Consider the following 24,066-nt stretch of genomic DNA (forward strand, 5'->3'; position numbering starts at 1 on the left):
TGATCTGATCGTTGCATGGGACTAAGTCGGACAATCACCTCGGCGGCATGGCAATCCGGCCAAATCTGCCTTGCGCCACCGTGGCGACTGCGGGACCTTAGGGCCTCTCGTGCGCCGTCACCCACCGTCACCGGCCGGGGCCCCGGCTGCCCGAGGGCTCCCCCCACCTGCCGTGCGGGCCTCCCCTGCCCGCCCTCCACGATGGACACCAGCATGCGCATCCGCTCCACCACGGCGAGATCCCTCGTCGCCGTCCCCACCGCCGCCGCCCTGCTGCTGCTCGCGCCGACCGCGCACGCGGCCGCCGGAGGCAAGCCCCCCAAGGGCAACAACGGCACCGTCAAGATCCACGACAGCGCGACGGGGCAGGAGGACAATCGCAACGAGCCCAAGGTCTGCACCTTCTACCTGGACTCCTTCGGCTTCGACCCCGGCCAGGACGTCATCTGGCTGATCGCCGACGTGCACGACAAGACCGAGACCGCGGTCGCCTTCGGCGACCTGCCGGTGGACGGCAAGGGCCACGTCCGCACCGAGGACATCAATCTGCCGGACGGCCACTACAAGCTGTACTGGGCCTCGGTCGAGCTGGTCGACGGAAAGCTGCCGGCCGAGCCCGAGCTGAACAACCCCAAGCACAAGGTGTTCAAGGTCGACTGCGGCGGCCGCACGCCCGCTCCCACCGGCAAGCCCTCGCCGAGCGCGACCCCGACCAAGACCACCTCCGCCTCGCCGAGCGCCACCACGACGCCGACCACGACGCCGTCGCAGACGCCCTCCGCGACCACCTCCCCCAGCTCCACCGGCAAGCCGTCGCCGTCCGCCACGCCCAGCACCTCGGCCTCGCCGAGTGCGAGCGCGACCGCCACCACGACCCCGTCGGCCGGCCCCTCGACGACGACCCCGGCCACCCCGTCGGCCACCGCGTCGGTCACCCCGTCGGCGACGCCGTCGGCCTCCGCGAGCACCTCGGCCACCGCCGGGACGGGCACCGAGGCCCCGGCTCCCACCGGCGGCCCGTCGACCGCCCCGACCGCGACCGTCCCGGTGCAGACCCCGCCCGCCGGCACCGTGGTCAACCCGGACAAGCCGCTCATCGTGCCCGCGAAGGCCAGCGTCCCGACCCCGATCCCCGGCACCGCCGCGGCCGGCAAGAGCCTCGCCTCCACCGGTAGCGACGGCAGCCTCCTGGTGGCCGGGGCCGGTACCGCGCTGCTGCTCGCCGGTGCGGGCGCCGTGGTCTACACCCGCCGCACCCGCCGCTCGTCCTGAACCCGCAGCGACCGGCACGGCCCGGCGCTGAGCCGGGCCTGAGCCGGGCCTGAGGGGGGCGGAGCCCGGACAGTGCGGGGGCGGGCCGGCGACCGACGGGGTCGCCGGCCCGCCCCCGCTGCCGGGCGCTCCGGTCAGGGGTTGACCGCCAGCACCACGTACGCCGCCAGCACCGCCAGGTGCACCGCGCCCTGGAGCGGGGTTGCCCGGCGTGGGATGACCGTCAGCGTGCCGACCGCGATGGTCAGCGCGAGCAGCACCAGGTGAGAGGGGCCGAGCCCGAGGACCAGCGGGCCGGAGAGCCAGGCCGAGGCGACGGCCACCGCCGGAATGGTCAGCCCGATGCTCGCCAGCGCCGAGCCGAGCGCCAGGTTGAGGCTGGTCTGCACCCGGTTGCGCAGGGCCGCGCGCAGCGCCGCGATGGTCTCCGGCAGCAGCACCATCAGCGCGATCACCACACCGACCACCGAGGACGGCAGCCCGGCCGAGTAGACGGCGGACTCGATGGTCGGCGAGACGCCCTTGGCCAGGCCCACCACCGAGACCAGTGCGACACCGAGCAGCGCCAGGCTGGTCAGGGCCGCCCGGACGGTCGGCGGCTCGGCGTGGTCCTCCTCGTCGAGGACCTTGCCCTCCGGCGTGACGGGCAGGAAGTAGTCCCGGTGCCGGAAGGTCAGGGTGGCGACGAACAGGCCGTAGAGCACGATCGAGGCGGTCGCCGCGAAGATCAGCTGGGTGGACGAGAACTGCGGGCCCGGCGAGCTGGTGGTGAACGTCGGCAGCACCAGGCTGAGCGTGGCGAGCGTCCCGATGCAGGCCAGCGCCGCGCCCGTGCCCTCGGCGTTGAACACCGCCACGCGGTACCTGAGCGCGGCGACCAGGATGGACAGGCCCAGGATGCCGTTGCAGGTGATCATCACCGCGGCGAACACGGTGTCCCGCGCCAGAGTGGCGGCCTTGTCGCCGCCGTCGGCCATCAGTGTCACGATCAGCGCCACCTCGATGACGGTCACCGCCACCGCCAGCACCAGTGAGCCGAACGGCTCCCCCACCCGGTGGGCGATCACCTCGGCGTGGTGCACCGCGGCGAGCACCGCGCCCGCCAGGAAGCAGGCCACCACGGCCACCACCCAGCCGGGCAGGTCCCGGTGCCAGGTCAGGACCAGAACGACGAAGGCCACCACCGGGACGACGGCGGTCCACTGGGTGGCGGCCGCGCGGAGCTTCGTGATCATGCGGCCGAGCATCGCATCCCGGCAGCCAGGCGGCCGGGCAACGCCGCCGGGGACCCTCGGCCGATGTGACCGGGCCGGTCAGCCGGGTGCGCGCCGGCCGGGGCGCGCCGGCCGGGGCGGCCAGCCGGGTGCGCGCCGACCGCGCCGGTCAGCCGGGTGCGCGCCGGCCACGCCGGTCAGCCTCCGTACTCGGCGAGGTAGCCGAGCACCCTGGCGACGTGCGCCTTCACCCGCTCGGGTACGCCGCCGGTGTCGGCGACGGTCTTGTCGCTGGTCCGGTACCCGGCCGTGACGAGGGCGGGCAGGTTGCCCGTCAGCCCCCGGTGCTTGAACTGCTGGTCGAGCCAGCAGACGTAGTTGCCCATCGAGGCGATCGCGTCCGCCGGGTCCATGTAGTCCTTCACGCCGTCGTGGTCGCCGTCCTGCGCCCAGGCGTTGAAGACGGCGGGCGTCCACATGGCGACGCCGTACTCGCCGGACTCGGGGTGGGCGGCCTTCGGGTCGAACCCGCTCTCCGCCTTGAGCATGGCGGCCACCAGCGCCGGGGTGATCTCCGGCTCGGGGCAGCGGCGGGCGGCGTCCTCGATCGGGCCGCGCAGCGCGGCGGGCACGTCGGCACCGGGCGGGATCGCGCCTGCCGGGACCGTACCGGCAGCCGCCGTGCCCGCCGAGACGGCCGGGACCGGCGCCGGGCGGGCGGTCCCCGTGGTGGTGGCGGGCTCCGGGGAGCCGGTGAGGGCGAGCAGGGCGGCGGCCACCACCGCCGTCCCGCCCAGTCCGCCCGCCCCGGCGAGCAGCCTGCGCCGGCGGGCCGGTCCGGTGGCAGCGTGCGACGGCCCGCCGGGACCGCCCGCTGCGGCCGTGAGCAGGGAGGCGAGGTCCGCCCGGCCCCGCGCCTCCCGGTCCGCGGCGAGGCAGGCCGTCACCACCGCCCGCCAGCGCGCGGGCAGCGCATCGTCCAGCCGCAGCGGCGCCGCGCCGCGCGCGTACGCCAGCGCGGCCAGCGAGCGGGCTCGGGCGGTGGCGCCGAGGAAGGGGTGCAGCCCGCCGGTGAGCAGCTGGTGGGCGAGGACGCCGAAGGCCCAGATGTCGGCGCTGGGCCGCAGGGCGACACCCCGGGCGCCGGTCCGCTCCGACCACCACTCGGGCGGCACGTGGTCGGGCGAGCCGAGCGGCGGGGCGTAGGCGTGGGTGCCCTCCAGTTCGGCGGTGAGGCCGAAGTCGGCGAGTTTGGCGGTGCCGTCCGCCATCAGCAGGATGTTGCCGGGCTTGAGGTCGCCGTGCACCCAGCCGGCGCCGTGCATGTGGGTGAGGCCGGCGCCGACCTCCGCGAGGATCCGCTCGGCCCCGGGGACGGGCTCGTGCGGACGGGCCGCGGCCAGGACGTCCTGGAGACTGCGGGCGGCGCGTTCCATCACCAGGGCCACCGCGCCGTCGAGCCCCGGGTGGGCGGGGTCGTCGACGGTGACGACGGCGAGGGTGCGGATCAGGTGCGGGTGGTCGGCGAGGCGGCTGAAACGCATCTCGCTGCGGGCGACCTGCGCCATGGTGCGGCGCTGGCCGGGGCTGAGCCGGGCGGGGCTGAGGAACTTGACAGCGGCGTCCGGGAGTTCGCCCTCCCCGTGGGCGGCGTAGACGCTGCCCCAGGCGCCGGCGCCGATCGGTTCGCCGGTGCGGTAGCCGGCCACGGGGTAGCCGGGCGGCACCGCGGGCGGCGGCTCCTCGGGCCCGTCCGGCCGTGGTGCGGCGGGCTGCGTGGGCGGTCGCACGGCGGGTTCAGCCGCCGCGCCGGGGCGGGAGCAGCGCCAGGTGCTCCTCCCGGACGAGGTCGAACCTCAGGGCCAGGGCCACGAGTTCCTCCCGCTTGCCGCCACCGCGCCCGGCCCCGTCCGGAGCCTCCTCCGGCGTCTCGCGCAGCCGGAGCTTGGTGGCCACCAGGTAGTCGATGTGGTAGTTGACGGCGGAGCGGGTGAGCCCGCGGCAGGACGGCAGGGCGCGCAGCCTGGTCACCACGTCGGTGGCGCCGGGGACGAGGGCGGCGGAGGGCGAGCGCAGCCGGGGTTCGCAGAGGGCCAGCAGGACGAGGAAGTACTTGGAGGTGGGGTCGAGGGCGAAAGGGCTCACCGTGCGCTCGCCTTCGCCGGCGCCGGACTCGCCGTCCAGGTAGGCGTGTTGCGGTGCGAAGACCTTGAAGGCGGCCGGTTCGCCGAGGGCGGGCAGCAGTACCCGGGAGAACTCGAACGGCACCGGCGCGCCGAGCCGGCCGGGCGCCACCTTGACGTGCTCCCCCGCGCCCTCCAGGTTCTCCACCACGTAGGTGGCGGAGGAGCTGAAGTTGGAGAGCCGCCAGTAGTCCTCGGCGGCGGTGATCTCGCCCGCGCGGCGCGAGACGCCCTGGTCGGTGAGGGGGATGGCGACGGGGCGGCCGGGCTCGCCGCGCCCGAACTCGGCCACCTCGCCCGGGCCCAGGTGCAGCAGCGCCGGCCGGGTGGAGCTCGCGGGCCGGGTGAAGCCACCGGACCGGGTGGGCGGTCCGCCGGGCGCGGGCCCCCAGGGGGGTTCGCGGCGGGCTTCGGGGCGGGGTTCGGGCAGTTGCACGATGACCGTTTCCATGCAGGCCACCTCCGTGGTTCGCGTCGATCGTAGCCGTCCGAACGGCCTCACGCCGGTCCGCCACCCGTACGAGTGAACACCCGTGGCGGAGCGGCACCGGACTGCCGCCCGGGAGGGTCAATCCGACGGTCCGGAGGAGGAGTTGGCGGCCGGTCGGACGAGCCCGGCCTCCTCCTTGAGGCGGAGGCCGCTCCTCCTCCAGGCCTGCGGGTCGGGCCGGTCGGCCGAGAGACGCGGCGGCACCCGGCTGCCAGGGTTACGGCCATGAACACCACCAACTCCCCTGACCAGGGCATGACTTCACCGACGGCCACCCCCGGGCGACGGGCCCTCCTGAGCGCCTCCGCGCTCGGACTGGCAGCCGCGGCCACGGCGGCCGGCACGCTGGGCGCCGCCGGGCGCGCCGAGGCCGCACCGCAGGAGAAGCGAGCGCCGCGCCGGTTCGAGGGCCGGACGGTCCTGATCACCGGCGCCACCTCGGGCATCGGCCGGGCCGCAGCGAGCGCCTTCGCGGCGGCGGGCGCCGAGGTCGGGTTCTGCGGACGGCGGGCCGAACTCGGCCGCCAGGTCGAGCAGGAGATCCGCCGCAGTGGCGGAGAGGCCTCCTACTTCCCGGCGGACGTCCGCGATCCGGCCCAGGTCGAACGCTTCACCGAGCAGGTCGCGGCCCGGTACGGCGGGATCGACATCGCGGTCAACAACGCCGGCATCGGCAGCGGCAAGCTGCTCCACGAGCTGACCGTCGCCGAGTGGGACGACGTGATGAACACCAACGCGCGTGGCGTCTTCCTCGCCGTCAAGTACCAGATCCCGCACATGCTGAAGGCCGGGCACGGGGTGATCGTCTGCACCGCCTCCTCGGCCGCCGAGCAGACCCGGCCGAACGGCGGCGCCTACGCGGCCAGCAAGCGGGCGATCCAGGGCATCGTCAAGGCGGCGGCCCTGGCCTACGGGCCTCGGGGCATCCGGATCAACGCGATCCTCCCGGGCACCACCGACACCGCGTTCGTCCGGCCGCCGGGCATCCCGGACGCCGACTGGGCGCGGTTCAAGCAGGCGTTCGGCCCGCTGAACGTCGAGGGGCTGGAGCGGATGGCCGAGCCCACCGAGATCGCCCGGGCGATCCTGGCGCTCGCCTCGGACGACTTCGCCTACCAGAGCGGCGCGTCCGTCCCGGTCGACGGCGGAGCGACGGCCGGGCGGCGGATGGTGCTGCCGCCGGCCGGCTGAGCGGTCGGCCACGGGCGCACAGGAGGAGCGACGCGGGGCGCACGGGAGGAGCGACGCGGGGCGGCTGGGGCGACCGGGGCGGATGGTCGTCATGGTTGCAGCATGTAGTTGAACAGTCACCTGGAGTGTGATGCAGCGCACATATGGCATGTCCACAATCTGTGCAAGACTCATCCCACCCAGTGAGATTCCCTTGATTTCCAAGGAGGTTCCTATCATGCACGCTCGGATCGCAGCTCTGATGGTCACAGTGGCAGGGATCACGGCGGCGACGGCCCTGCCGGCCGCCGCAGCCACGGTCACCGACGAGTCCGGCAAGGTGGCCTGCGCCACCGTCGTCAACCAGCCGTGCGCCTGGCAGGAGCGGGACGGCGGCGGCTTCATCGGCGTCGCGCAGGTGTCGGCCGCCGACCCGGCGCAGCTGACGCTGGTCCGGGTCGAGATCCGGACCCAGCAGGCCTGGGGCAGCCCGTGGGTCACCGTGGCTTCCGCGACCACCGTCACCCACGGGTCCGCCAAGGCCGTCACGCCGCGCGTGGTCACCAAGGACCTGCGGATGATCTGCGCCACCGGCGGCCCGGCTCTGGAGGCCGCGCAGCGGGTCACCACCTGTACCAGCCCGTTCTGATCCCGGCGGGGTTCTGAGCCCGGTGGGGTTCCGGGCCCGGTGCGGTCACTTCTCGGCGAGGTGCTGATCTCGGCGAGGTGCTCGAGGTCTGCGGGGTCCGTGGGGGATCCGTAGACCGAAGGCGGTTCGGGGGGCACGGGAGATCCGCTCCCCCCGAACCTCCCCGGCTCCGCCGGCAGCCACTCGGGAAGTTCCCAGCCCGCACTCAGGCCAAGGGCTCGCCGACAATGCGCCAACCTCCCGCCGAAACCCACCCGGAGCGTGCAACCCTCTTCGGAGCATGGGACTTTGCACTATCTTGGTAATTCGTGGAGCGGGGCGGGCCGCCCACCGGGCAGGCGCGCGCCGCACGGCGGAGTCTGACCGCGCACCGCGCTCCACCCCCGCCACGGCAGCACCGACGGGGACGAAGGGGGAGCGTGTCGATGCCCGAGGGGACCACGCGTTCGACCGGGGCCGACGGCGGCCCGACCATCAGCACGACCCGCCCGGGCACCGGCCCGGCTGGTCCCGGCACCGCCCCGGCTGCCTACCCGGCCGGCGGCCCGGCCGCCGGGAGAACCGCCCGGCCCCCCGCAGATCCGGACACCGCGGACCCGCGACCGGCCGCGGCACCACCACCGCGAGGCCGCCTGGCCGGCCGGCGCACCACCGTCGACGCCGTCCTGCGCAACTCCCCCGCGCAGCCGCTGTTCCGCCTCGCCGCCACCCGCCGGCTCGCCGTCCTCGCCTACCACGGCGTGGACGACCCGCGGACCTTCGCCCTCCAGATGGAGCGCCTCGTCCGGACCGCCCGCCCGGTCTCGCCGGCCGGGGTCGATCAGGCCGTCCGCTCCGGGCGGCCGCTGCCGCACCGCAGTGTGCTGGTCACCTTCGACGACGGCGACCGCAGCGTGCTCACCGAGGCCCTGCCCGTCCTCACCCGGCTCGGCATCCCGGCGGCCGCCTTCGTGGTCACCGAACTCATCGGCGGCGACCAGCCGTTCTGGTGGTCCGAGGCCGCCTTCCTGGCCGCCCACGGCGGCACCGCCCGCGCACTGGCCGGCTGCGCGCCCGGCGAGGTGGTGCGGCGGCTGAAGACGCTGCCCGACGCCGGCCGCCGCACCGCCCTCGCCGAGCTGCGCGAGAGCGCCCGGGCCCGTGCGCCCCGGCAGGAACAGCTCGGCCCGCAGGACCTGCTGACGCTCCGCCGGTCCGGCATCGCCATCGGCAACCACACCGCCGGCCACCCCTGCCTGGACCACTGCGACGACGACACCGTCCGGGACGAGATCACCCGCGCCCACAGCTCCCTGACCGGCTGGCTCGACGGCGAGGAGCCCACCGCCTTCGCCTACCCAAACGGCAACTTCGACCGGCGTGCCGACACCGTGCTGCGCCGGCTCGGCTACCGGGTCGGCTTCCTGTTCGACCACCGGCACGACCGGCTGCTGCCGCGCAGGCCACTGCGGATCAGCCGTCTTCGGGTGAACTCCACCACCAGCCGGGACAGGTTCGACACAATTCTCTCCGGGCTCCATCCGGCCGTGCACCGACTGCGCGGCGGAGCCTGACGAGGGCCGAGGGGGTTCTGGGTGGCACCTGGCGAAGCTACTGCGGCCGAGGCCGGGACGGTGACGCGGGCGGCCGCGCCCGTGCGGTACCGGAGCGCCGCACTCCCGGCCGACGTCCTGCACGGCTGGCGGGAGTTGGCGGCCGCCGACCCGGGCGGTTCGTGGTTCACCACGCCCGAGTGGGCGCTGGCCTGGTGGGAGACGCTCGGCTCGAAGCAGGGCGCCGGCGAGATCACGGTCTGGCGCGAGCCCGACGGCCGGGTCTCGGCCGTCGTCCCGCTGCTGCGCACCTGGCGCCGGCTCCACCCGCGCGCGCCGCTCGCCCTGCCCTGCCTGACCGTGCTCGGCTCCGGCCCCGGCGCCGCCGACCACTGCGGTTTCACCGCCGCACCCGAGCGCCGCGCCGAGGTCGCCGCCTGGCTCGGCCGGCGGGCGCGGCGCGCCACGCTGCTGCTCGGCGATCTCGACCCCGGGCAGGGCGGACTGCTGCCGCCCGGCGCGGTGGAGACCGGCCGCACCCCGTGCCCGCGCGCCGACCTCACGGCGGGGCCCGACGCGCTCGGCTCCCGGCAGTTCCGCGCCGACCTGCGCCGCTACGGCCGGAAGCTGGCCGCCGAGGGGATCACCTTCCGCTGGGTGGCACCGGCCGTCGGGGAGGACGAACTCGCCGAGCGGGTCGAGCTGTTGCACGCCGTGCTCAGGCTGCACCGGCAGCGGCGCGCCGCGCTCGGCCTGCCGACCACCTTCGACGCGGCCCGCGCACCGCTGCACCTGCGGCTGCTCGAACGCGCCGCCGCCACCGGGCGCGGCGAGGGCCCGGCCTTCCTGGTCGCCGAACGGGCCGGGGAGGTGGTCGGCGTGCTCTACGGCTTCCGGTGGCGGGACACCTTCGCCTACTACCAGATCGGCTGGGACCAGCGCTGGGCTCCGCTGCGGCTGGGCACCGCGGTGATCGCCGAGGCGATCCGGGCCGCCGCCGGCCAGGGCCTGGCCACTTTCGACTTCCTGCGCGGCACCGAGCCGTACAAGTACCGGTTCGACGCGGAGGACCGCGAGGACGTCTCCTGGCTGGTGCCCCACGGGCTCTCGGGCGCGCTGCTCGGCCTCAAGTACCGGGCGAAGGCGGCCCGTCAGGGCTGAGCACCCGCGGATCCGGTGCTCATCCCTGACGATGCGGCAGATCCGGCCACGGCCGGCTGGTGCGCGCCGCCCGCGGGGCCGGTGCGGTCCCGGCCTGCCCCGCGGCTGCGGCCCGCTCCGCCTCCTCGGCCGGCCGCCTGGTCACCGGCGCGGGGCCGGAGCTGGTGCGGACCGTCTGCGTCGCGGCCGGCACGCCCGCCCCGGCGGTGGCCGGCCGGGTGGCACGGGCGGCCTGGACGGCACCGGTGGCACGGGTTGCCTGGATGGCGGCCGCCATCGGGGCGCCGGCGCGGACTGCCGGTGACAGCAGCACTCCCGAAACGATCCCCGTCACCGCCGCGCGCCCCGTCGCCTCGGGCGCAGCACCCGCAGCCTCCCCCGCCCGGGGGGCGGTGGTCTCCAGCGAGTCCAGGCGCAGCACGAAGTTCGGATGGTCGGGGTGGCCGCCGGTCCAGTCGGCGTCCTTGCTGCGGATCTCCCGGGTGCGGGCGCCCGGGCCGAGGCTCTGCACCGGGCCGGGCCGCACGCGAACGTTGGGCCACCAGCGCCCGTCCCAGCTGTGCTCCAGCTCCAGCTCCCACTCGTCCTCCCGGACGTCCAGGAACTCGCCCACCCGACCGGACAGGATGCTGGTCCCGTACGAGGCCCGGATCACCGCCCGCTGATCGAAGGCGGCGTCCTTGCCGATGACCGTGATCCGCCACGGCCCGTCCATCCTCAGCACAGCCGGCCTCCCGAGGTCCTCCGCTGCACGGAGCCACCCGGCCCCGCACCTGCCTCAACGGGCCGGCGGCACGCACCGGTTCACCCCGTCCGCCCGCCCTCCTCCGGCGGGGACGGTCACCGCCGGCCCTTCAGCCAGCCGGCGAAGGCGTCCAGCGCGGGCTCCGGGTCCCGGCGGCCGAGACCGATCCGGAAGCGGTCGGCGGGGGTGGGGGTGAGGTCGGAGCGGTAGATGCTCGCCGGCAGCAGCAGGACGCCGGCCTCCTCGACCAGTGCGGTGCAGAACTCCTCCACCCCGTCCGGCCCGAGGTAGCGAGGGTAGGCGACGCAGCCGCCGTCCGGGGCCCGCCACTCGAAGAGGTCGCCGAAGGCGGCGAAGAACGCGTCGAAGAGCGGCAGGTTGGCGGCGATGACCGCGCGGTTGCGGGCCAGGATCGGCTCACGGTTGTTGATCGCGATCCGGGCCAGGATCTCGCTGGGCGCGGAGTTGCAGATCGTGGTGTAGTGCTTGGCACGCTCCAGGCGACTGCGCAACTCCCGGTCACGGCAGGCGATCCAGCCGATCCGCAGGCCCGGAAGGCCGAGCGACTTGGAGGTGACGTTGAGCGAGAGCGCCCGCTCGGAGAGGTCGGCGGCCTGCGGCAGGGCGCGGGCCGGGTCGCGCTCCAGGCCGCGGTAGACCTCGTCGCTGAAGAGGTGGATTCCGCGCTCGTCACAGATCCGGGCGAGCCGGGTGAAGTCGGCGGCGTCGATGACCTTGCCGGTCGGGTTGTTGGGGAAGTTGACGGAGACGACCCGGGTGTTGGGCCGCAGCGCGGCGGTCAGCTCCTCCAGGTCGAGCGCCCAGTCCCGGCCAGCGTCCAGGGCGACACCGGTGACCTCGCAGAGGGAGAGCGGAATGGTCTCCGCGGACTGGTAGTTGGGGGTCACCACGACGGCGTGGTCGGCGGGGCCCAGCAGCACCTGCATCGCGAGGTTGAGCGCCTCCTGCGCGCCGCCGAAGCAGATCACGTCGTCGGCGTCGACGTGCTCGTACATGCCCGCGACGGCCTGTCGCAACGCCGGGTCGCCGAAGGTCTCGGTGTATCCGAGGGTGAGGGTCTCCCAGGCGTGCCGGTCCTCGGGGCCTGCCAGGGCGAGCAGTTCGGACATCGCCATGGTCTGCGCGTCGGAGGCGGTGAGGTGGTGGCGGGCGGTGAACTCCCAACGGGAGAAGTAGGTTTCCAGCCGGAAGTCGGGGAGCCTGGTCATCGGTCGTTCCTCTGCGGTGCGTCGGTCGCTGTCGCGGTCGCTGTCGTGTTCTCTGTCGCGGTCGCGGTCTCTCTCGCGGTCTCTGTCACGGGCTCGTCCCCGGGTGCAGGCCCGGGTGCGACCCCTGGCTCGGCCCCGGGTTCGGCCCTGAGGTCGGCGAGAAGGCTGTAGACGGTGGAACGCGACACCTTGAGCGCGGTGGCGACGGCGGGAACGGCGCGGCGCACCGCGAGCACCCCGGCCCGGTCGAGTTCGCGCAGCACGGCGAGCCGGTCCTCACGGCCGAGGCGTTCCGGCGGGCGCCCGTGGGCACGGACGTAGCCGCCGATGACGTCGTTCATCTTCTCGGTCCAGTCGCGTTCGAAGAGCGGCGCGGGGCGGGGCACGGTCGGGGCGGCGAAGCCGGCCAGCAGGGTGGCGGCGTGCTCCAGCGGTCCGCGGTCGAGGTTGACGCAGAGCACCGCCGAGGGCCGACCGTCGGTGTCGCGCAGCACGGCGCTGACCGACGAGAGCCGCCGACCGTCGGGGAGCAGCTTCTCGTAGGGCCCGTAGACGTCGGGCGCGGAGGGGTCCAGTTCGTCCAGCTCGCCGAGCAGGGACGGGTCGCCGGGGGCGCGGCTGCTCATCGGGTTCCAGAGGGCGAGCACCTCGTCCCGCGCGACGTCGTGCAGCACCACTTCGGCGTAGGGGCCGAGCAGCAGCGCCACGGCCTGGCAGACGGGCGCCCAGGCCTGGACACGCGGGTCGGGAGTCTCTGCGGTCATATTTGGACTGTACGTCCAGCCTGGACTGTTCGTCCAGTGATGCCGGCACGAGGCCCCCGCCCCGGGCGTCGGGACGGGGGCCGGGGGCTCAGCGGCAGCTGATCAGCAGCGCCAGAGTGGCGGAGCAGGTGCGGGAGGCCCGGTCGTTGGCCGGCACCGGGTCGGCGGGCGTGCTCGCGGTGCGAACGGCCGCCACGGTGAAGTTGCGGCCGAGGTTGAGCAGGCCGACCTGGAGCGTCAGATGCCGGGTGGTGCTCGCCTTGGCGGCGAGCGGGCCGGCGACGGTGCAGGTCAGCTTGGAGGCCGCGATGGTGCAGTCGGTGGACGAGGCGGTGAAGCCGGCGGGCAGATCGGCGGTGACGGTGGCCGAGTCCACCGCGGCCGGGCCCTGGTTGGTGAGGGTCAGCGTGTAGTCGACCCGGCCGGAGAACAGCCCGCCCACCGGGTTGGCGCCGAGCGCGACGGCGAGGTCGGCGGTGGGCGCGGTGTAGCCGAAGCGGTCGGCAGGGGTCACGGCACTGGTGCCGCCCGGGGTGGTGACCCGGACGTCCACGACGCCGGCGGCGGAGGCGGCGGGCGCGGTGGCGGTGCAGGCGGTCGCGGTGCACGAGAAGGTGGTGGCGTTCCCGGCGGCGCCGAAGCTGACCGCCGTCGCGCCGGCCAGGTCCGTCCCCGCGATGGTGACGACCGTCCCGCCGGCCTGCGGCCCGGACGCGGGGCTGACCCCGGTCACCACCGGCACCGGCAGCGGGAACCCGAGAAGGGTCACGGCGTCGCCGGTGAAGTCGGCCAGGTAGCCGCGCCGGCCGTCGGGGCTGAGCGCCAGCGTGAACGGACTCGCGCCGACCGGCACCGTCGCGCTGACCGCCCGGTCGGCGGTGGTGATCACGCTCAGCGTGTCGTCGGCGTAGTTGGACGCGTACGCGTACCGGCCGTCCGGCGACAACGCGACGGCGAACGGGTTGGTGCCCACCGTCACGGTGCCGGCCACAGTCCTGCCCGCCGTGTCCACCACGCTGACGGTGTCGTCGCCCCCGTTGGCCGTCCAGAGGCGGGAGCCGTCGGCGCTGAGCGCCAGGCCGAAGACGCCGTGCCCGACCGGGACGCTCGCGCTCACCGTGTTGCTCGCGGTGTCGATGACGTCCACCGCCTGGGCGCCCGAGGCGGCGACGTAGACGTGAGCGCCGTCCGGGGCGACGGCCACGCCGTGCGGTTCGGCGCCCACCGGGACGGTGGCGGTGACGGTGTTGGTCGCGGTGTCGACCACGCTCACGGTGGCGTCGCCCGTGTTGCTGACGTACGCGTGCGCGCCGTCGGGCGCGACCGCGACGCCGAAGGCCCCGACACCGACCGGGACGGTGGCCGTGACGGTGTTGCCCGTCGTGTCCAGCACGCTGACCGTGCCGTCGAGGTGGTGGGTCAGGTAGGCGTGCCCCCCGTCCGGCGTCCAGGCGGCGGCGTACGAGCCGGTGCCGGCCGTGAAGGTGCCGGTGACGGCGTTGGTCGCGGTGTCGAGCACGCTGACGGCGCCGGTGCTCTGGCTGGTCACGTACGCCCGGCTCCCGTCCGGCGCGAGCGCGACTCCCGCCGGGTAGGCCGCCACCGCGACGGTGCCGGTCACGGCGGGCGGCGGCGCGGCCTGCGCGGCCGCCTCGGCGGTGGCGGGCTGCGACAACAGCGCGGCCGTGGCCGCACCGGTGGCGACCACGGCCGTCCAGGAGCGGCGCGGGGAACGACGTATTCTCACGGGGGTCTTCTCCAGACTCGTCGGACCATCGGGTCACGCGGGGCACCGGCGCCTGCCGGGGCCGGACGAAGCGTAGGAGATGACGTGACGGAACGTCAGGAGCTGACCGGGATTGTCTCCAACTGTTCAGAACCGGTCACGCCTTGACAGTGACCTCCAGGAGAACGCCGCCGGGTGGCCACGCCACCCGCCCCAGCCGGGCCTCCCGGCGTCAGGGCTGCTGCGGCGGGCCGATCAGCGGGGCGCAGACCGGGGCGGCGAGGCCGATGAACACCACCAGTTCGCGGCCGCCCGGGTTGGTCTGCAGCGGGACGGTCTGCCAGTTGTTGGCGAGCCAGACGTTTCCCGAAGGGTCGATCTGCACGGCGGTGTTCCGGGACAGGCCGTCGAAGGTGTAGCCGGTGCCGGGCGGCGAGATCGGCTGCCCCGTCCGGTGGCCGGGCGGGCAGGCCGAGAGCCGGGTGCCACAGAGCCGGGCGACCCGGTGGCCGCCGAAGTTGGCGACCCAGACGGTGTCGTCGCCGTCCACCGCGATGCCCCACGGCAGGAAGAGCCCGTCGTTCACGAAGGGCTGGTCCGGGGTGCTCCCGTCCGGGCCGACCATGGTCACGGACGCGCCCGGCACCCGCTGCACCACGTCGCGGACGGTGTCGGCCAGGCCGGCGGGCGTGCCGTCCTCGCACGGGAGCGGAACGACACCGCTGTTGGCCACCCAGGCGTTGCCCCGGCTGTCGGTGGCGACGCCCAGCGGGTGGTCGATGCCGCCGCCGGTGACGGTGCGGACCGGCTCGCCCTCCGGTGACAGCTGGAGGACGCTGTCGCTGCCGTTGCCCGTCACCGACACCTGTCCGTGCCCGTCGACGGCGACGTCGAAGGGCTTGACCAGGGCGCCGTCCGGCGGCGCGATCCGGCGCGCGGCCTGCGGGTCGCCGTGCGGCAGGACGGTGACGCTCCGGCCGCCGCAGTCGGCGATCCAGATGTTGCCCTCCCGGTCCGAGACCGTGCCCTGCGGCTGGACGATGTCGCCGGGAGAGTGGCTGCGAGCGGGAGCAGGCTCCTGCGTCGGCGCATGGGATGGCTCCGATGGGGACGGTGGCGGAGGAGGGTGCGACCGCCGGCGGGTCGACGGCCCCCGGCCGGGCAGTAGCGCCAAGGTGGCACGCGGCCCCACCCGGCCGGCGTACGGCGGCGGGGCGGATCGCCCGAGTCGCACCCATCGGGTGAGGGCGTACCGCCTCCCGGCCTCGTACCGCTCCGGCCTCCCTGCCCTCCCTGCCCTCCCGGCGGCCGCCCGTGGGCTCCGCCCCTCCCCCGCACTGGGACTGACCCGCCGTGAGCCCAGGGTCCGATGGTCCACCCGCATCGGGCCCCGGAGGCCGCAGGCCGTGCCCGCGGTGCGATGATCCACCGCATGGACTTCACGGAGGAACTGGCCGTACTGGCGACGACGGGGAAGCTGGGAGCCCTGTCCTACGGTGCCACCCTTCCCGGACTGGCCGCCGCCCACGGTGCGCCCGTGACCGGTGGGCGCGTCTACGAGCAGAGCCGCTGGCCGCGCTGGTTCCGTTACGGCAGCGTGCAGTTGGTCGTCTGCCGGTGCCACCGACTGGACTCCATGATCATTCCGGCCTGGCACGAGGAGCTGGAGCTCCCCGGCCCCCGCCCGGGTGGCCTGCGCACGGTCGACTCACGCGTCACCGAGTCGGAGCTGACCGCCGCGCTCGTCCGGGCCGGCTGCCGATGGGAGACCGTGGAGTACGAGAACCTCACCGACCAGCGGAGTCTGCAGACCGAGCCGGACGACGACGTGCGGGTGAGCTTCACCTTCGTCAGCCGGGAGAGCTACGACTCCCCGCTGCTGGAGGACTGGATCCTGGACAAGGTCAACCTGTGGGGCCTCTCCCACGGCGAGTGCCCGGAGCCCGACCGCAGCCCGCCCGACGACGGCTACGGCAGTTAGCCTGCGGACCCGGCCGGGCGGGAGCGGGCGGACCAGGCCGGGTCGGGTCGCCGAGGCCGGGCCGGGCCGCGGCGGTCAGGCCCACCGGGCCCCGGGTCTGACCGCAGAGGCGGGCCGGGCACCCCGGGTGGCGGCCCCGAGCCGGTCGGGCGCAGCCTGGAAGAGGCCGCCGCGCACGCCCGGGAAGCGGTCGGGGCCCGTCGAGGAGCAGTCATGGACGAGATCGACGTACTGGTCGTGGGCGCGGGCCCGGTGGGCCTGACCGCCGCGGCCGAGCTGCGCCGCCACGGGGTCGGCTGCCGGATCGTGGACAGGCTGGCCGTTCCGCAGCACTACGCCAAGGCCGTCGGGGTGCAGCCGCGCACGATGGAGCTGTGGGACCTGATGGGCATGGTCCGCGCGGCGCTCGACGAGGCCGTCCCGATGCGCGGTCAACTCCTCTTCGCCGACGGCCGGCCCGGCCCGCAGATCGACCTCACCCTGCCGCCCGACATCCCGTACGGCTTCGCCGCGCTGCCCCAGTACACGACGGAACGCCTGCTCACCGAGCACCTCGCCGGGTACGGCACCCGGGTCGAGCGGGGCACCGAGCTGCTCTCCGTCCAGCAGGACGCCGACGCCGTCGGGGCTCTGCTCCGGACCACGTCCGGGCCACAGGAGGTGCGCGCACGCTACGTGATCGGCTGCGACGGCGCGCACAGCCTCGCCCGGAAGGCGGCTGGCCTGCGGTTCGAGGGCGACGCCTTTCCCGAGCAGTACATGCTCGGCGACGTCGAGGTCGACTGGGACCTCCCCGAGGGCTACGGCATCCGGGCCATGCACCACGACGAGGCCGGCCGGGTGGACGACATCCTGGTCTGCATCCCGCTGCCGGGGCGGGGCCGGTACCGGATGTCGATGCTCGTGCCGGACGATCTGTCCGGCGACGGTGGCGCGGGGGACGCTGTCGCCCACGGATTGGAGGGCGACCGGGTACCCGAGCTGCGGCACATCCAGGCGGTGCTCGACCGGCTCTCGCCCCGGCCGGCGCAGGCCTCGGCGCTGCGCTGGTCGTCCACCTTCCGGATCAGCCACCGCCTGGTGGACCGCTACCGGGCGGGGCGTCTCTTCGTGGCCGGGGACGCCGCCCACATCCACCCGCCGACCGGGGCGCAGGGCATGAACACGGGCATCCAGGACGCCGTCAACCTGGCCTGGAAGCTGGCCCTCGCGGTGCGGGGCATCGGCGCGGCCGGGCTGCTCGACAGCTACCACGCCGAGCGGCACCCGGTCGGCGAGGAGGTCGTCGGCCGGACGGTGCGGCACGCGCGGGACGGCGTGCCCGGCGATGACGGGGACCTCGACACGGTGCTGCGGCGGGAGGCACAGCTGCTGGTCGGGTATCCGGACAGCCCCCTGGTGGAGCCGGTCCCCGCTGCCGACGGCACGACCGGCGGGCCCGCCCCCGGTGAGCGGGCTCCGGACTGCCGGGGGCTGGAGCGTGACCTCGCGAACTACCCCGTCCGCCTCTTCGACCTGCTGCGGAGCCCGCGCCACACGCTGCTGTTCCACGTGGGCACCGGCACCCCGGACGAGCAGGTGACCACGTGCGCGATGGCCGCGCTGTCCGCCGCGCACGGCCTGCTGGACGTGTACGCGGTGCTCGCCCCGAACGCGCCGTCACCCCGGTGGCGCCTGCCGTCCGTGCGGGACACCGAGGGTGGGTTCGCCGCCGCCTACGCGGCCCGCCCCGGTGAGGCCTTCCTCATCCGCCCCGACGGCTACCTCGCCGGGCGGTTCCACCCGCCCACCCCGGACGGCCTGGTGGGCGGCCTGCGCCGGACGTTCGACGCGGGGTGAGGTCCGCCGTCGGGCTGCCGTCGGCTGCCGCCGGGGCCGGTTCGACCGGTTGCGGCAGGTACGACGAGCGCGGCAGGTGCGACAGGTGACGGATTGCGGTTCCGTCACCGTCCGCGCAAACGCCTCGACCACCGGGTCAGCGTTCTTCCGCAGGCAATCTGACGGCGTTTCAGTGTCAGTGCCTGGGAGCATAATGAAGTATCGCCGCTGACGAGGGGACGTCTTGGCGCGGCTGATCCCCGATCCCGCGCAATCGTCGCGACCGGCTCGCGGAAGCCATCCGGTCACATTCCGCGATGCGCCTCGTCCGGCGCTACTGGGGGGAGTAGAGAGATGAGCTTCATAGGCTTGATCATCATCGGCGGAGTCATCCTGGTCGTCGTCAAGATCATCGCCCGGGCCGCGGGCAGGGACGGCGACAGCAGGAGGTCCCGTTACACGGGCGGGGACACCGGCGGCAGCGGCGACTCCGGCGGGAGTTGCGGCGGAGGGGGAGGCGGCTGCGGCGGGGGCGGTTGTGGCGGAGGCGGCGGCTGCGGCGGGGGTTGCGGCGGCGGCAGCTGAGCCCCCCGGCTCGGCCACCCACCACCCAGAACGGAGAGCGGCGTGCTTTCACGAACGTTTTCACGACGCGTCGACCGCGTGCAGTCGGCGGTCGACGCGCTCGAACTTCCCCCCGCCGTCTACAAGACCTGCCCGTTCCAGCCGCGGGAGCTGGTCGAAACCGGGCTCCGGCAGTGGCTGAGGTGCTGCGGAGCGGCGATGCTGGACCAGCAGATCATCGGCATGCCCTCGTTCGCCGTAGACGAGGCATGGCACGGGCTGATCCTCTGTACCGAACGCTACGCGGCCTTCTGCCAGGCGGCCTACGGACGGTTCCTGCACCACCACCCCCAGGGCGGCGAGCTCCCGGGCAGCGCGCGACGCGCGGGGTCGATGCACGAACAGTTGCATCGCACCGCTGTGGCATGGTCGTTCGTGGCCCGGCCCGACGAGGAATGCGTCCTGTGGGACCTGGACGTCAGGGTGGGCGTGCCCGAACCCTGGGGCACGGACGTGCACCGGTAGTCGCCCCCGCCGGAGACGGTGCCGATGGCTTCACAGGCGTGATCGTCGGCTTCGTGCGGATCCCGGCGGGCGAGCAAGGCTGCGGTACGCCGGCGGACAGGACCCGCGAGAGCCCCGACCGGGATTCCGGCCGGGGCTCTCGGGCTCACGGGTGGGATCAGACCGCGCCGAACTCGCCGGTCCGCACGCCGGCGATGAACGACTGCCAGGCCTCGACGGGGAAGACGAGCGCGGGCCCAGAGGGATCCTTGGAGTCACGCACGGGCACGGCTCCAAGGAATCCGTCCGCGACCTCAATGCAGCCACCCCCGCCGTTGCTGTGCGAGCTCTTGCGCCACTTGGCGCCCGATAGGTCAACGTGCATGGCGTTCAAGTCCCTTCCGAACCTTACGGATCATGGCCAGGCTGTCCGCCCTGGGAAGTGCGTCCACCTGTAGCCGATCGTACTTTCCAGCCCAAGCGCCGACCGTATCGGCGTCCTGCTCCAGGTAGCCGCGCTGAAGCGTTTCGGTGTACCCGACCATCGTTCGATTGGGAAGGGTGAGGAGGGTCACCGAGTGTGACAAAGGTCGATCCTCGGCGAGGGCGTATGGGGCGACTTGAATGACGACGTTGGGCCGACCGGACAGATACTCGAGGTGGGACAGCTGCCGCAGCATGACGCTCGGGCCGCCGATCGGACGGCGCAGCACTCCCTCGTCCAGGACAGCATGGATAGCCGGGGTCCGGTCAAGCAACTTCTGCCGCGCGGTCAGGAGGCTCAGCCGCTCATCGGCTTGCGTCCGACTGGCTTCGCCTCGCCGCACGATGGCGGCTTCGTAGGCGGCGGAGTATTCGTGGTGCTGCAGGATCCCTGGCACCATGCCAGTTTCAAACAGTCGCAGGCCGACGGCTTCGCGCTCCTTGACGGTGTACTCGGGGAAGCCAGGGATCAGAGCCCCGTTCTTCCAGCTCCACCACAACAGCTCAAGAGATCCGCCGGCCACCAACACCTCGTCGGCCCGCTGCACGAACTTTAAGCTCGGAGCCTGCTTTGCCGTCTCCACGTTGGAGATGTACACGCTGGAGTACTGGACCAGTGCGCCGAATTGGACCTGTGTCAGCCCGTTCCCCTCGCGTGACCTGCGGAGCTGAACCGCGAAGGCAGCCAGCGGAGATGACGTTGGATCAAGCGTGCGACGATTCAAGGTCGTTCCAACTTAAAGTCTGGCGAACTAGAGAGTTGAAGTACTTCCGATGGTAGCCCCGCCCGCTCCACCATGAATACGGGTCGCGATGACCCGGACGCACAGAGCAACCACTGGAGCCGACATGCCCAGCTGCCCCCGCATGCCCGCCTACAGGCCCGAGGTCGGAGAAGTCGTCCGCGACCTCGCCCACCGCGCAGCCACCGGCGAACCCACCGAAGGCGTCTACATGGACACCCTCGCCGGCCTCGCCTACCTGCGCCCCGCCGGCGGCGGCTGCGAGTGGACCACCAAACCCGAGCACCTCCAACGGCTCGACCACCCCCGCCACCTCACCGTCCAGCACCCCAGCAGGCCCCGCGCGCACGACGCCGCGTGAACCCGACCCTCAGACTCCTCGCCGCCGTCACGGCCGTGCCCGCCGCCAGCGCCGGCGCAGGCGTCCTCGCCTGCTGGCCGATCCGCGACGGACCCTGCGGGCCGCGCCTGCTCATCGTCGGCCTGCTGCTCGCGACCGGCATCGTCGCCGGCCTCCCCGCCTGCTCCCCCTGGCTCCCGGCGGCGACCGGACCCGACCGAGCCACCCCCCAACTCCCGCCCGGTTCACGGACCGGACGGGCGCATCACCACCAACTCGACCCCAAGGAGCCCGACTTGCTGTACCCACTCCCCGAGATCCTCACCAACCCGCCCCGTCGCCGGCTCGGCCACCAGGCCCTCGTCCTCAACCCGGACGGCGCCGTCCTCCTCCTCGAAACCACCTACAAGAACGGCCTCACCCTCCCCGGCGGCAACGCCGAACGCGACGAACTCCCCCACCTCGCCGCCCGCCGCCACACCGAGACCCAGACCGGCCTCGTCCTCCCCCTCCGCACCCTCCTCGCCACCGACTACACCGACACCCAACTCCTGCCCGAAGCCGTCCACTTCGTCTACTGGGGCGGCCGCCTCACCCGCGCCCAGGAGGTGACCCTCGCGCGCCACCTGCCACCCCCGCACGTCATCGGCCTGCACTGGGTCCCCGAGGCCCGGCTCCCCGACGTCATGGCCACCCACCAGCACCGCCGCACCACCCAGGCCCTCACCGCCCTCGCCCGCGGCGCCCACCTCCCCTTCCTCCTCCGCGGAATCCCCGCCGAGTAGGGCGGGGCGTTGCGGCAGGTGGCGGGGCCACCGGCAGGAGACCGATGACAGGTGCGCCTCGGCGCACCTGTATCGCAACCGTACCGACCAGGACGAACGGGCCGGTGGGAGGCCGCGGGGGCCCGGCGCCTGGGAGCATCCGCGTCCGGGCTGGTGCCTGCTGGACCGGCTTGATCCGCTCGGCCTGGAGCACGGTGAACCGGAGAGGACGGCAGGCTGCGGCGGCCGCACAGGACGCCAGTCACCGGCAATCGCCGCGGCCGGACCCGGGGTCTGAAATACGTGGTGGATGGCCGCCTGGAGCGCGCGGTCAGCCTCCAGGGGTTCTACCGTCCGGCCTCCGAGTCGGCCGACGCCTTGGCCGAGGTCACGGGCAACGCCGGCCCCTGACGCCGATCCAGGGCGCCGGTCGGTCAGTCGTGCGTCATGCTCGTCCGGTAACGGCCCGGACTCAGGCGTCCGGGTTGGTGCCCTGCTGGACCCGCTTGATCCGCTCCGCCTGGAGAGCGGTGAACTGCTGGAGCGTCTTGTGGTCGCGCTCGTCCTCGTCGAGCTCGATCAGGACCACGACGGTGCCGACGCGCATGACCATGGCCGAGGCGACGACCCCACTCGCGGAGTCACTCGAATCGGCCGGCCGCTCGAAGCCCTGCGACTGCTCGGCGGCCGCCTTCAGGTTGATCCGGCGCACCTTGTCGTCGTCCTTCTCCAGCGACGTCACCATCGCCTCGAAGGCCGGGCCCGCGTTCTCCACGGCGTCGAAGGCCAGCAGGGTGAAGCGGATGTCGTTGTCGGTGTTGGAAGCCAACTCGTAGCGCACGGTCCCGCCCTGCTGGAGACCGGAGCAGCTGATCGACAGCTTCTTCCGACAGGTGCTGGACGCCTCGGCCTGCGCGATGACCTGTGGCGGCTTCGCACCGGAGGCGAGCCGCCAGCCCGACGGGAGCGAGGCCGGGCTCGGCAGCGCGTCCTGCACCTGGTCCGGATGCGACAGCGCGACCCCGGCCCTGAACGCCGCTCCGCCGCCGTCGGAGCTGCACGCGCCCACCCCCAGGGCGAGCGCGGCGGCCGTCCCCGCCAGGGCGAGCGTGCGCCCGTGCCGCTTCAGCTTGTCCACCGTGGTGCCCCCGTTTCGTTCTTCACCTCGAAGATCAGCAGCGGACATCAAACCACATGATCAGCTGGTGGTTCTGACTGTCCATCCGTGCCCGACCGGGGCCTGATCGGTGCTGAACGGCCTCCCGGGAACGGCCACCGCACCACCGCGGGGAGAGAGGGAACGCGGAGCGACCCCGGCCATCCGTGCCCCGCCTCCGGCGGCCTGCCGACAGGGCGCCAAAAAAGTGGTTGGGCGGGGACGATCCCGGCTGGTAGCGTTCGGGCGACCGTGAAGCCGTCATCAGGAGGTGAGACCCGTGAACGCTGTGTCCCATGGGTGCTCCCCCTTTTCCTTCATGGTCGGGCGACTGACGTAGGTGTCGCCGGGAGCGCCTGAACACAAGGCTTTCCCGAAAGGCAGACACCTATGAATTCTGTGCACTTCACTGCGGGCACCGACGAACCCCCGGCAGTGGTCACGCGAGTCGCGGAACAGCAGTGGCACGCTCTTGCCGACGACCGGGTGGTCGGCAGCGGTGACGTTTCACACAGGCCCGACGGACGGATCTTCCTGAGCATCGACTCGTGGCACGGCGCGGTCTTCGACCGACTCGCCGAGGCGATGCTCGCCGACCTGCCGAGGCCGCTGTACACGGTGGTCGACGAGGCCGACGGCGACTTGACGTCCGCCTGGGAGCGGGTCGGTTTCACGGTCCGACGCCGCGAGTGGGAGTACGTCGTGCCCACCGACCCGCAGATCACGGGGCTCGACGCGGTGCAACCGCCGTCGGGCGTGACGATCGTGCCCGCCGGCGAGGCGGAGGAGAGCCCTCTGCGCGCGTTGGACCGCGCCGTTCGCGAGGAGGTCGAGGCCACCGTCGGCTGGCAGGCGATGCCGGCCGAGGTGTTGCCCCGCCCGCACGGGACCACCGTGCTGGATCCGTCGACGTACGCGGTGGCAGCGCGGTCGGGCCAGTACGTCGGCCTGCTCAGGCTGGCGACGGTGACCCGACGGCCACGGATCGGGCTGATCGCCGTCCGGGCCGATCAGCACCGCGTCGGCATCGCCCGGGCGTTGCTGGCCCACGTGCTCGGTTCGCTGCACCGCTCCGGGGTCGAAACGGCGTCGGCCGAGGTGAACGAGTCCAACGGGGCGGCGGCGGCGCTCTTCGAGGGCGTCGGCGCCCGGCGCGCGGGCAGCAACCTGGAATTGGTGTGCCGCTGACGCCCCACCACATCACCACCGACCGAAGAACTGGGAGAACCATGGCAAGAACAGCAGGGGGCCTCGAAGTCGAAGGCACCGTCGTCGAGTGTCTGCGCAACGCCACCTTCAGGGTGGAGCTCCAGAACGGGCACAAGGTGCTCGCGCACATCAGCGGGAAGATCCGGAAGAACTACATCAAGATCCTCCCGTACGACCGGGTACTCGTGGAGCTCAGCTCGTACGACCTCACCCGTGGCCGGATCCTCTACCGCTACCGGACGTGATGGCGCGTGGGCACCGGTCAAGGTGAGCCCGAAGGCCGCCACGGGATGTCCCCGGAGGCCTGTGAGCTGATGGTGCATCCGATGACCCGGGTGCCGGCCGGACCCCGGTAGGACGGCCGTCTTC

General features: G+C 73.7%; 23 protein-coding genes. 12 read left to right on the forward strand and 11 right to left on the reverse strand.

The features are described 5' to 3' along the window. Positions 1-213: 213 nt before the first annotated feature. Positions 214-1,272 carry an LPXTG cell wall anchor domain-containing protein gene (locus ACZ3YO_RS28660; RefSeq protein WP_465574799.1) on the forward strand — a complete coding sequence of 353 codons (1,059 nt, stop codon included), beginning with the start codon at positions 214-216 and terminating at the stop codon, positions 1,270-1,272. 134 nt (positions 1,273-1,406) lie between these two features. Here the strand turns inward: ACZ3YO_RS28660 and ACZ3YO_RS28665 are convergent, their stop codons facing one another. From ACZ3YO_RS28665 to ACZ3YO_RS28675, 3 genes are all read right to left on the reverse strand, one after another. Next, the gene (locus ACZ3YO_RS28665; protein WP_465574802.1) at positions 1,407-2,507 is read right to left on the reverse strand and encodes a calcium:cation antiporter; all 1,101 of its coding nucleotides are present in this window, start codon (positions 2,505-2,507) and stop codon (positions 1,407-1,409) included. A 176-nt stretch (positions 2,508-2,683) separates the two neighbouring features. Further along, the gene (locus ACZ3YO_RS28670) at positions 2,684-4,276 is read right to left on the reverse strand and encodes a serine/threonine-protein kinase (RefSeq protein WP_465574804.1); all 1,593 of its coding nucleotides are present in this window, start codon (positions 4,274-4,276) and stop codon (positions 2,684-2,686) included. Positions 4,277-4,283: 7 nt separating this feature from the next. After that, positions 4,284-5,120 carry a serine/threonine protein kinase gene (locus tag ACZ3YO_RS28675; RefSeq protein WP_465574807.1) on the reverse strand — a complete coding sequence of 279 codons (837 nt, stop codon included), beginning with the start codon at positions 5,118-5,120 and terminating at the stop codon, positions 4,284-4,286. Positions 5,121-5,384: 264 nt separating this feature from the next. On the opposite strand from ACZ3YO_RS28675, the gene ACZ3YO_RS28680 reads away from it, so the two are divergent. The 4 genes from ACZ3YO_RS28680 to ACZ3YO_RS28695 all read left to right on the forward strand — a co-directional run bounded on the left by ACZ3YO_RS28680 (position 5,385) and on the right by ACZ3YO_RS28695 (position 9,671). Next, the gene (locus tag ACZ3YO_RS28680; RefSeq protein ID WP_465574809.1) at positions 5,385-6,350 is read left to right on the forward strand and encodes an SDR family NAD(P)-dependent oxidoreductase; all 966 of its coding nucleotides are present in this window, start codon (positions 5,385-5,387) and stop codon (positions 6,348-6,350) included. Positions 6,351-6,567: 217 nt separating this feature from the next. Beyond that, on the forward strand, positions 6,568-6,978 hold the full coding sequence (locus tag ACZ3YO_RS28685) for a hypothetical protein (protein ID WP_465574811.1): 411 nt from the start codon (positions 6,568-6,570) through the stop codon (positions 6,976-6,978). A 425-nt stretch (positions 6,979-7,403) separates the two neighbouring features. Next, on the forward strand, positions 7,404-8,531 hold the full coding sequence (locus ACZ3YO_RS28690; RefSeq protein ID WP_465574814.1) for a polysaccharide deacetylase family protein: 1,128 nt from the start codon (positions 7,404-7,406) through the stop codon (positions 8,529-8,531). A 21-nt stretch (positions 8,532-8,552) separates the two neighbouring features. Then, positions 8,553-9,671, forward strand: a complete 1,119-nt coding sequence (locus ACZ3YO_RS28695) for a GNAT family N-acetyltransferase (RefSeq protein ID WP_465574816.1) — start codon at positions 8,553-8,555, stop codon at positions 9,669-9,671. 19 nt (positions 9,672-9,690) lie between these two features. Here the strand turns inward: ACZ3YO_RS28695 and ACZ3YO_RS28700 are convergent, their stop codons facing one another. The 5 genes from ACZ3YO_RS28700 to ACZ3YO_RS28720 form a co-directional block, all read right to left on the reverse strand. Further along, positions 9,691-10,395 carry a hypothetical protein gene (locus tag ACZ3YO_RS28700; RefSeq protein ID WP_465574819.1) on the reverse strand — a complete coding sequence of 235 codons (705 nt, stop codon included), beginning with the start codon at positions 10,393-10,395 and terminating at the stop codon, positions 9,691-9,693. 116 nt (positions 10,396-10,511) lie between these two features. Continuing rightward, positions 10,512-11,645, reverse strand: coding sequence for an aminotransferase class I/II-fold pyridoxal phosphate-dependent enzyme (locus tag ACZ3YO_RS28705; protein ID WP_465574822.1), 1,134 nt, complete (start codon positions 11,643-11,645; stop codon positions 10,512-10,514). Beyond that, positions 11,642-12,409: a helix-turn-helix transcriptional regulator gene (locus tag ACZ3YO_RS28710; RefSeq protein ID WP_465574837.1), complete on the reverse strand. Its 768-nt coding sequence runs from the start codon at positions 12,407-12,409 to the stop codon at positions 11,642-11,644. The genes ACZ3YO_RS28705 and ACZ3YO_RS28710 overlap by 4 nt, the downstream gene beginning before the upstream one ends. Before the next feature lie 88 nt (positions 12,410-12,497). Then, a complete protein-coding gene (locus tag ACZ3YO_RS28715; protein ID WP_465574848.1) occupies positions 12,498-14,156 on the reverse strand; it encodes a YVTN family beta-propeller repeat protein in 1,659 nt (552 codons plus the stop codon). Between the two features lie 211 nt (positions 14,157-14,367). Beyond that, positions 14,368-15,309: an NHL repeat-containing protein gene (locus tag ACZ3YO_RS28720; RefSeq protein WP_465574851.1), complete on the reverse strand. Its 942-nt coding sequence runs from the start codon at positions 15,307-15,309 to the stop codon at positions 14,368-14,370. A gap of 258 nt (positions 15,310-15,567) precedes the next feature. Here ACZ3YO_RS28720 and ACZ3YO_RS28725 point away from each other — a divergent pair, with 258 nt between their 5' ends. The 3 genes from ACZ3YO_RS28725 to ACZ3YO_RS28735 all read left to right on the forward strand — a co-directional run bounded on the left by ACZ3YO_RS28725 (position 15,568) and on the right by ACZ3YO_RS28735 (position 19,023). Further along, positions 15,568-16,116 (forward strand): hypothetical protein, encoded by a 549-nt coding sequence (locus ACZ3YO_RS28725; RefSeq protein WP_465574854.1) that lies wholly within the window; start codon positions 15,568-15,570, stop codon positions 16,114-16,116. 213 nt (positions 16,117-16,329) lie between these two features. Next, positions 16,330-17,955 carry an FAD-dependent monooxygenase gene (locus ACZ3YO_RS28730; protein WP_465574856.1) on the forward strand — a complete coding sequence of 542 codons (1,626 nt, stop codon included), beginning with the start codon at positions 16,330-16,332 and terminating at the stop codon, positions 17,953-17,955. Positions 17,956-18,561: 606 nt separating this feature from the next. Then, entirely contained in the window at positions 18,562-19,023 is a 462-nt protein-coding gene (locus tag ACZ3YO_RS28735) for a glycine-rich domain-containing protein (RefSeq protein ID WP_465574859.1), read from the forward strand. 157 nt (positions 19,024-19,180) lie between these two features. Here ACZ3YO_RS28735 and ACZ3YO_RS28740 read toward each other — a convergent pair whose 3' ends face one another. Continuing rightward, on the reverse strand, positions 19,181-19,387 hold the full coding sequence (locus ACZ3YO_RS28740; RefSeq protein WP_465574861.1) for a DUF397 domain-containing protein: 207 nt from the start codon (positions 19,385-19,387) through the stop codon (positions 19,181-19,183). Next, entirely contained in the window at positions 19,377-20,210 is an 834-nt protein-coding gene (locus tag ACZ3YO_RS28745; protein ID WP_465574864.1) for a helix-turn-helix domain-containing protein, read from the reverse strand. Before ACZ3YO_RS28745 ends, ACZ3YO_RS28740 begins: the two co-directional genes overlap by 11 nt. Positions 20,211-20,334: 124 nt before the next feature. Between ACZ3YO_RS28745 and ACZ3YO_RS28750 the strand changes: the two genes are divergently transcribed. Both ACZ3YO_RS28750 and ACZ3YO_RS28755 read left to right on the forward strand, forming a co-directional pair. Further along, positions 20,335-20,589, forward strand: a complete 255-nt coding sequence (locus tag ACZ3YO_RS28750; RefSeq protein WP_465574866.1) for a hypothetical protein — start codon at positions 20,335-20,337, stop codon at positions 20,587-20,589. Beyond that, a complete protein-coding gene (locus tag ACZ3YO_RS28755) occupies positions 20,586-21,353 on the forward strand; it encodes an NUDIX domain-containing protein (RefSeq protein ID WP_465574868.1) in 768 nt (255 codons plus the stop codon). Before ACZ3YO_RS28750 ends, ACZ3YO_RS28755 begins: the two co-directional genes overlap by 4 nt. A 451-nt stretch (positions 21,354-21,804) precedes the next feature. On the opposite strand, the gene ACZ3YO_RS28760 is transcribed toward ACZ3YO_RS28755, so the two are convergent. Further along, entirely contained in the window at positions 21,805-22,470 is a 666-nt protein-coding gene (locus tag ACZ3YO_RS28760) for a hypothetical protein (RefSeq protein ID WP_465574870.1), read from the reverse strand. A gap of 408 nt (positions 22,471-22,878) precedes the next feature. On the opposite strand from ACZ3YO_RS28760, the gene ACZ3YO_RS28765 reads away from it, so the two are divergent. Both ACZ3YO_RS28765 and infA read left to right on the forward strand, forming a co-directional pair. Next, positions 22,879-23,676, forward strand: a complete 798-nt coding sequence (locus ACZ3YO_RS28765) for a GNAT family N-acetyltransferase (protein WP_465574872.1) — start codon at positions 22,879-22,881, stop codon at positions 23,674-23,676. Positions 23,677-23,717: 41 nt separating this feature from the next. Further along, positions 23,718-23,942 (forward strand): translation initiation factor IF-1, encoded by a 225-nt coding sequence (gene infA, locus ACZ3YO_RS28770; RefSeq protein ID WP_396323412.1) that lies wholly within the window; start codon positions 23,718-23,720, stop codon positions 23,940-23,942. Positions 23,943-24,066: the final 124 nt, after the last annotated feature.

This window comes from Kitasatospora sp. NPDC022785 (assembly GCF_055561295.1).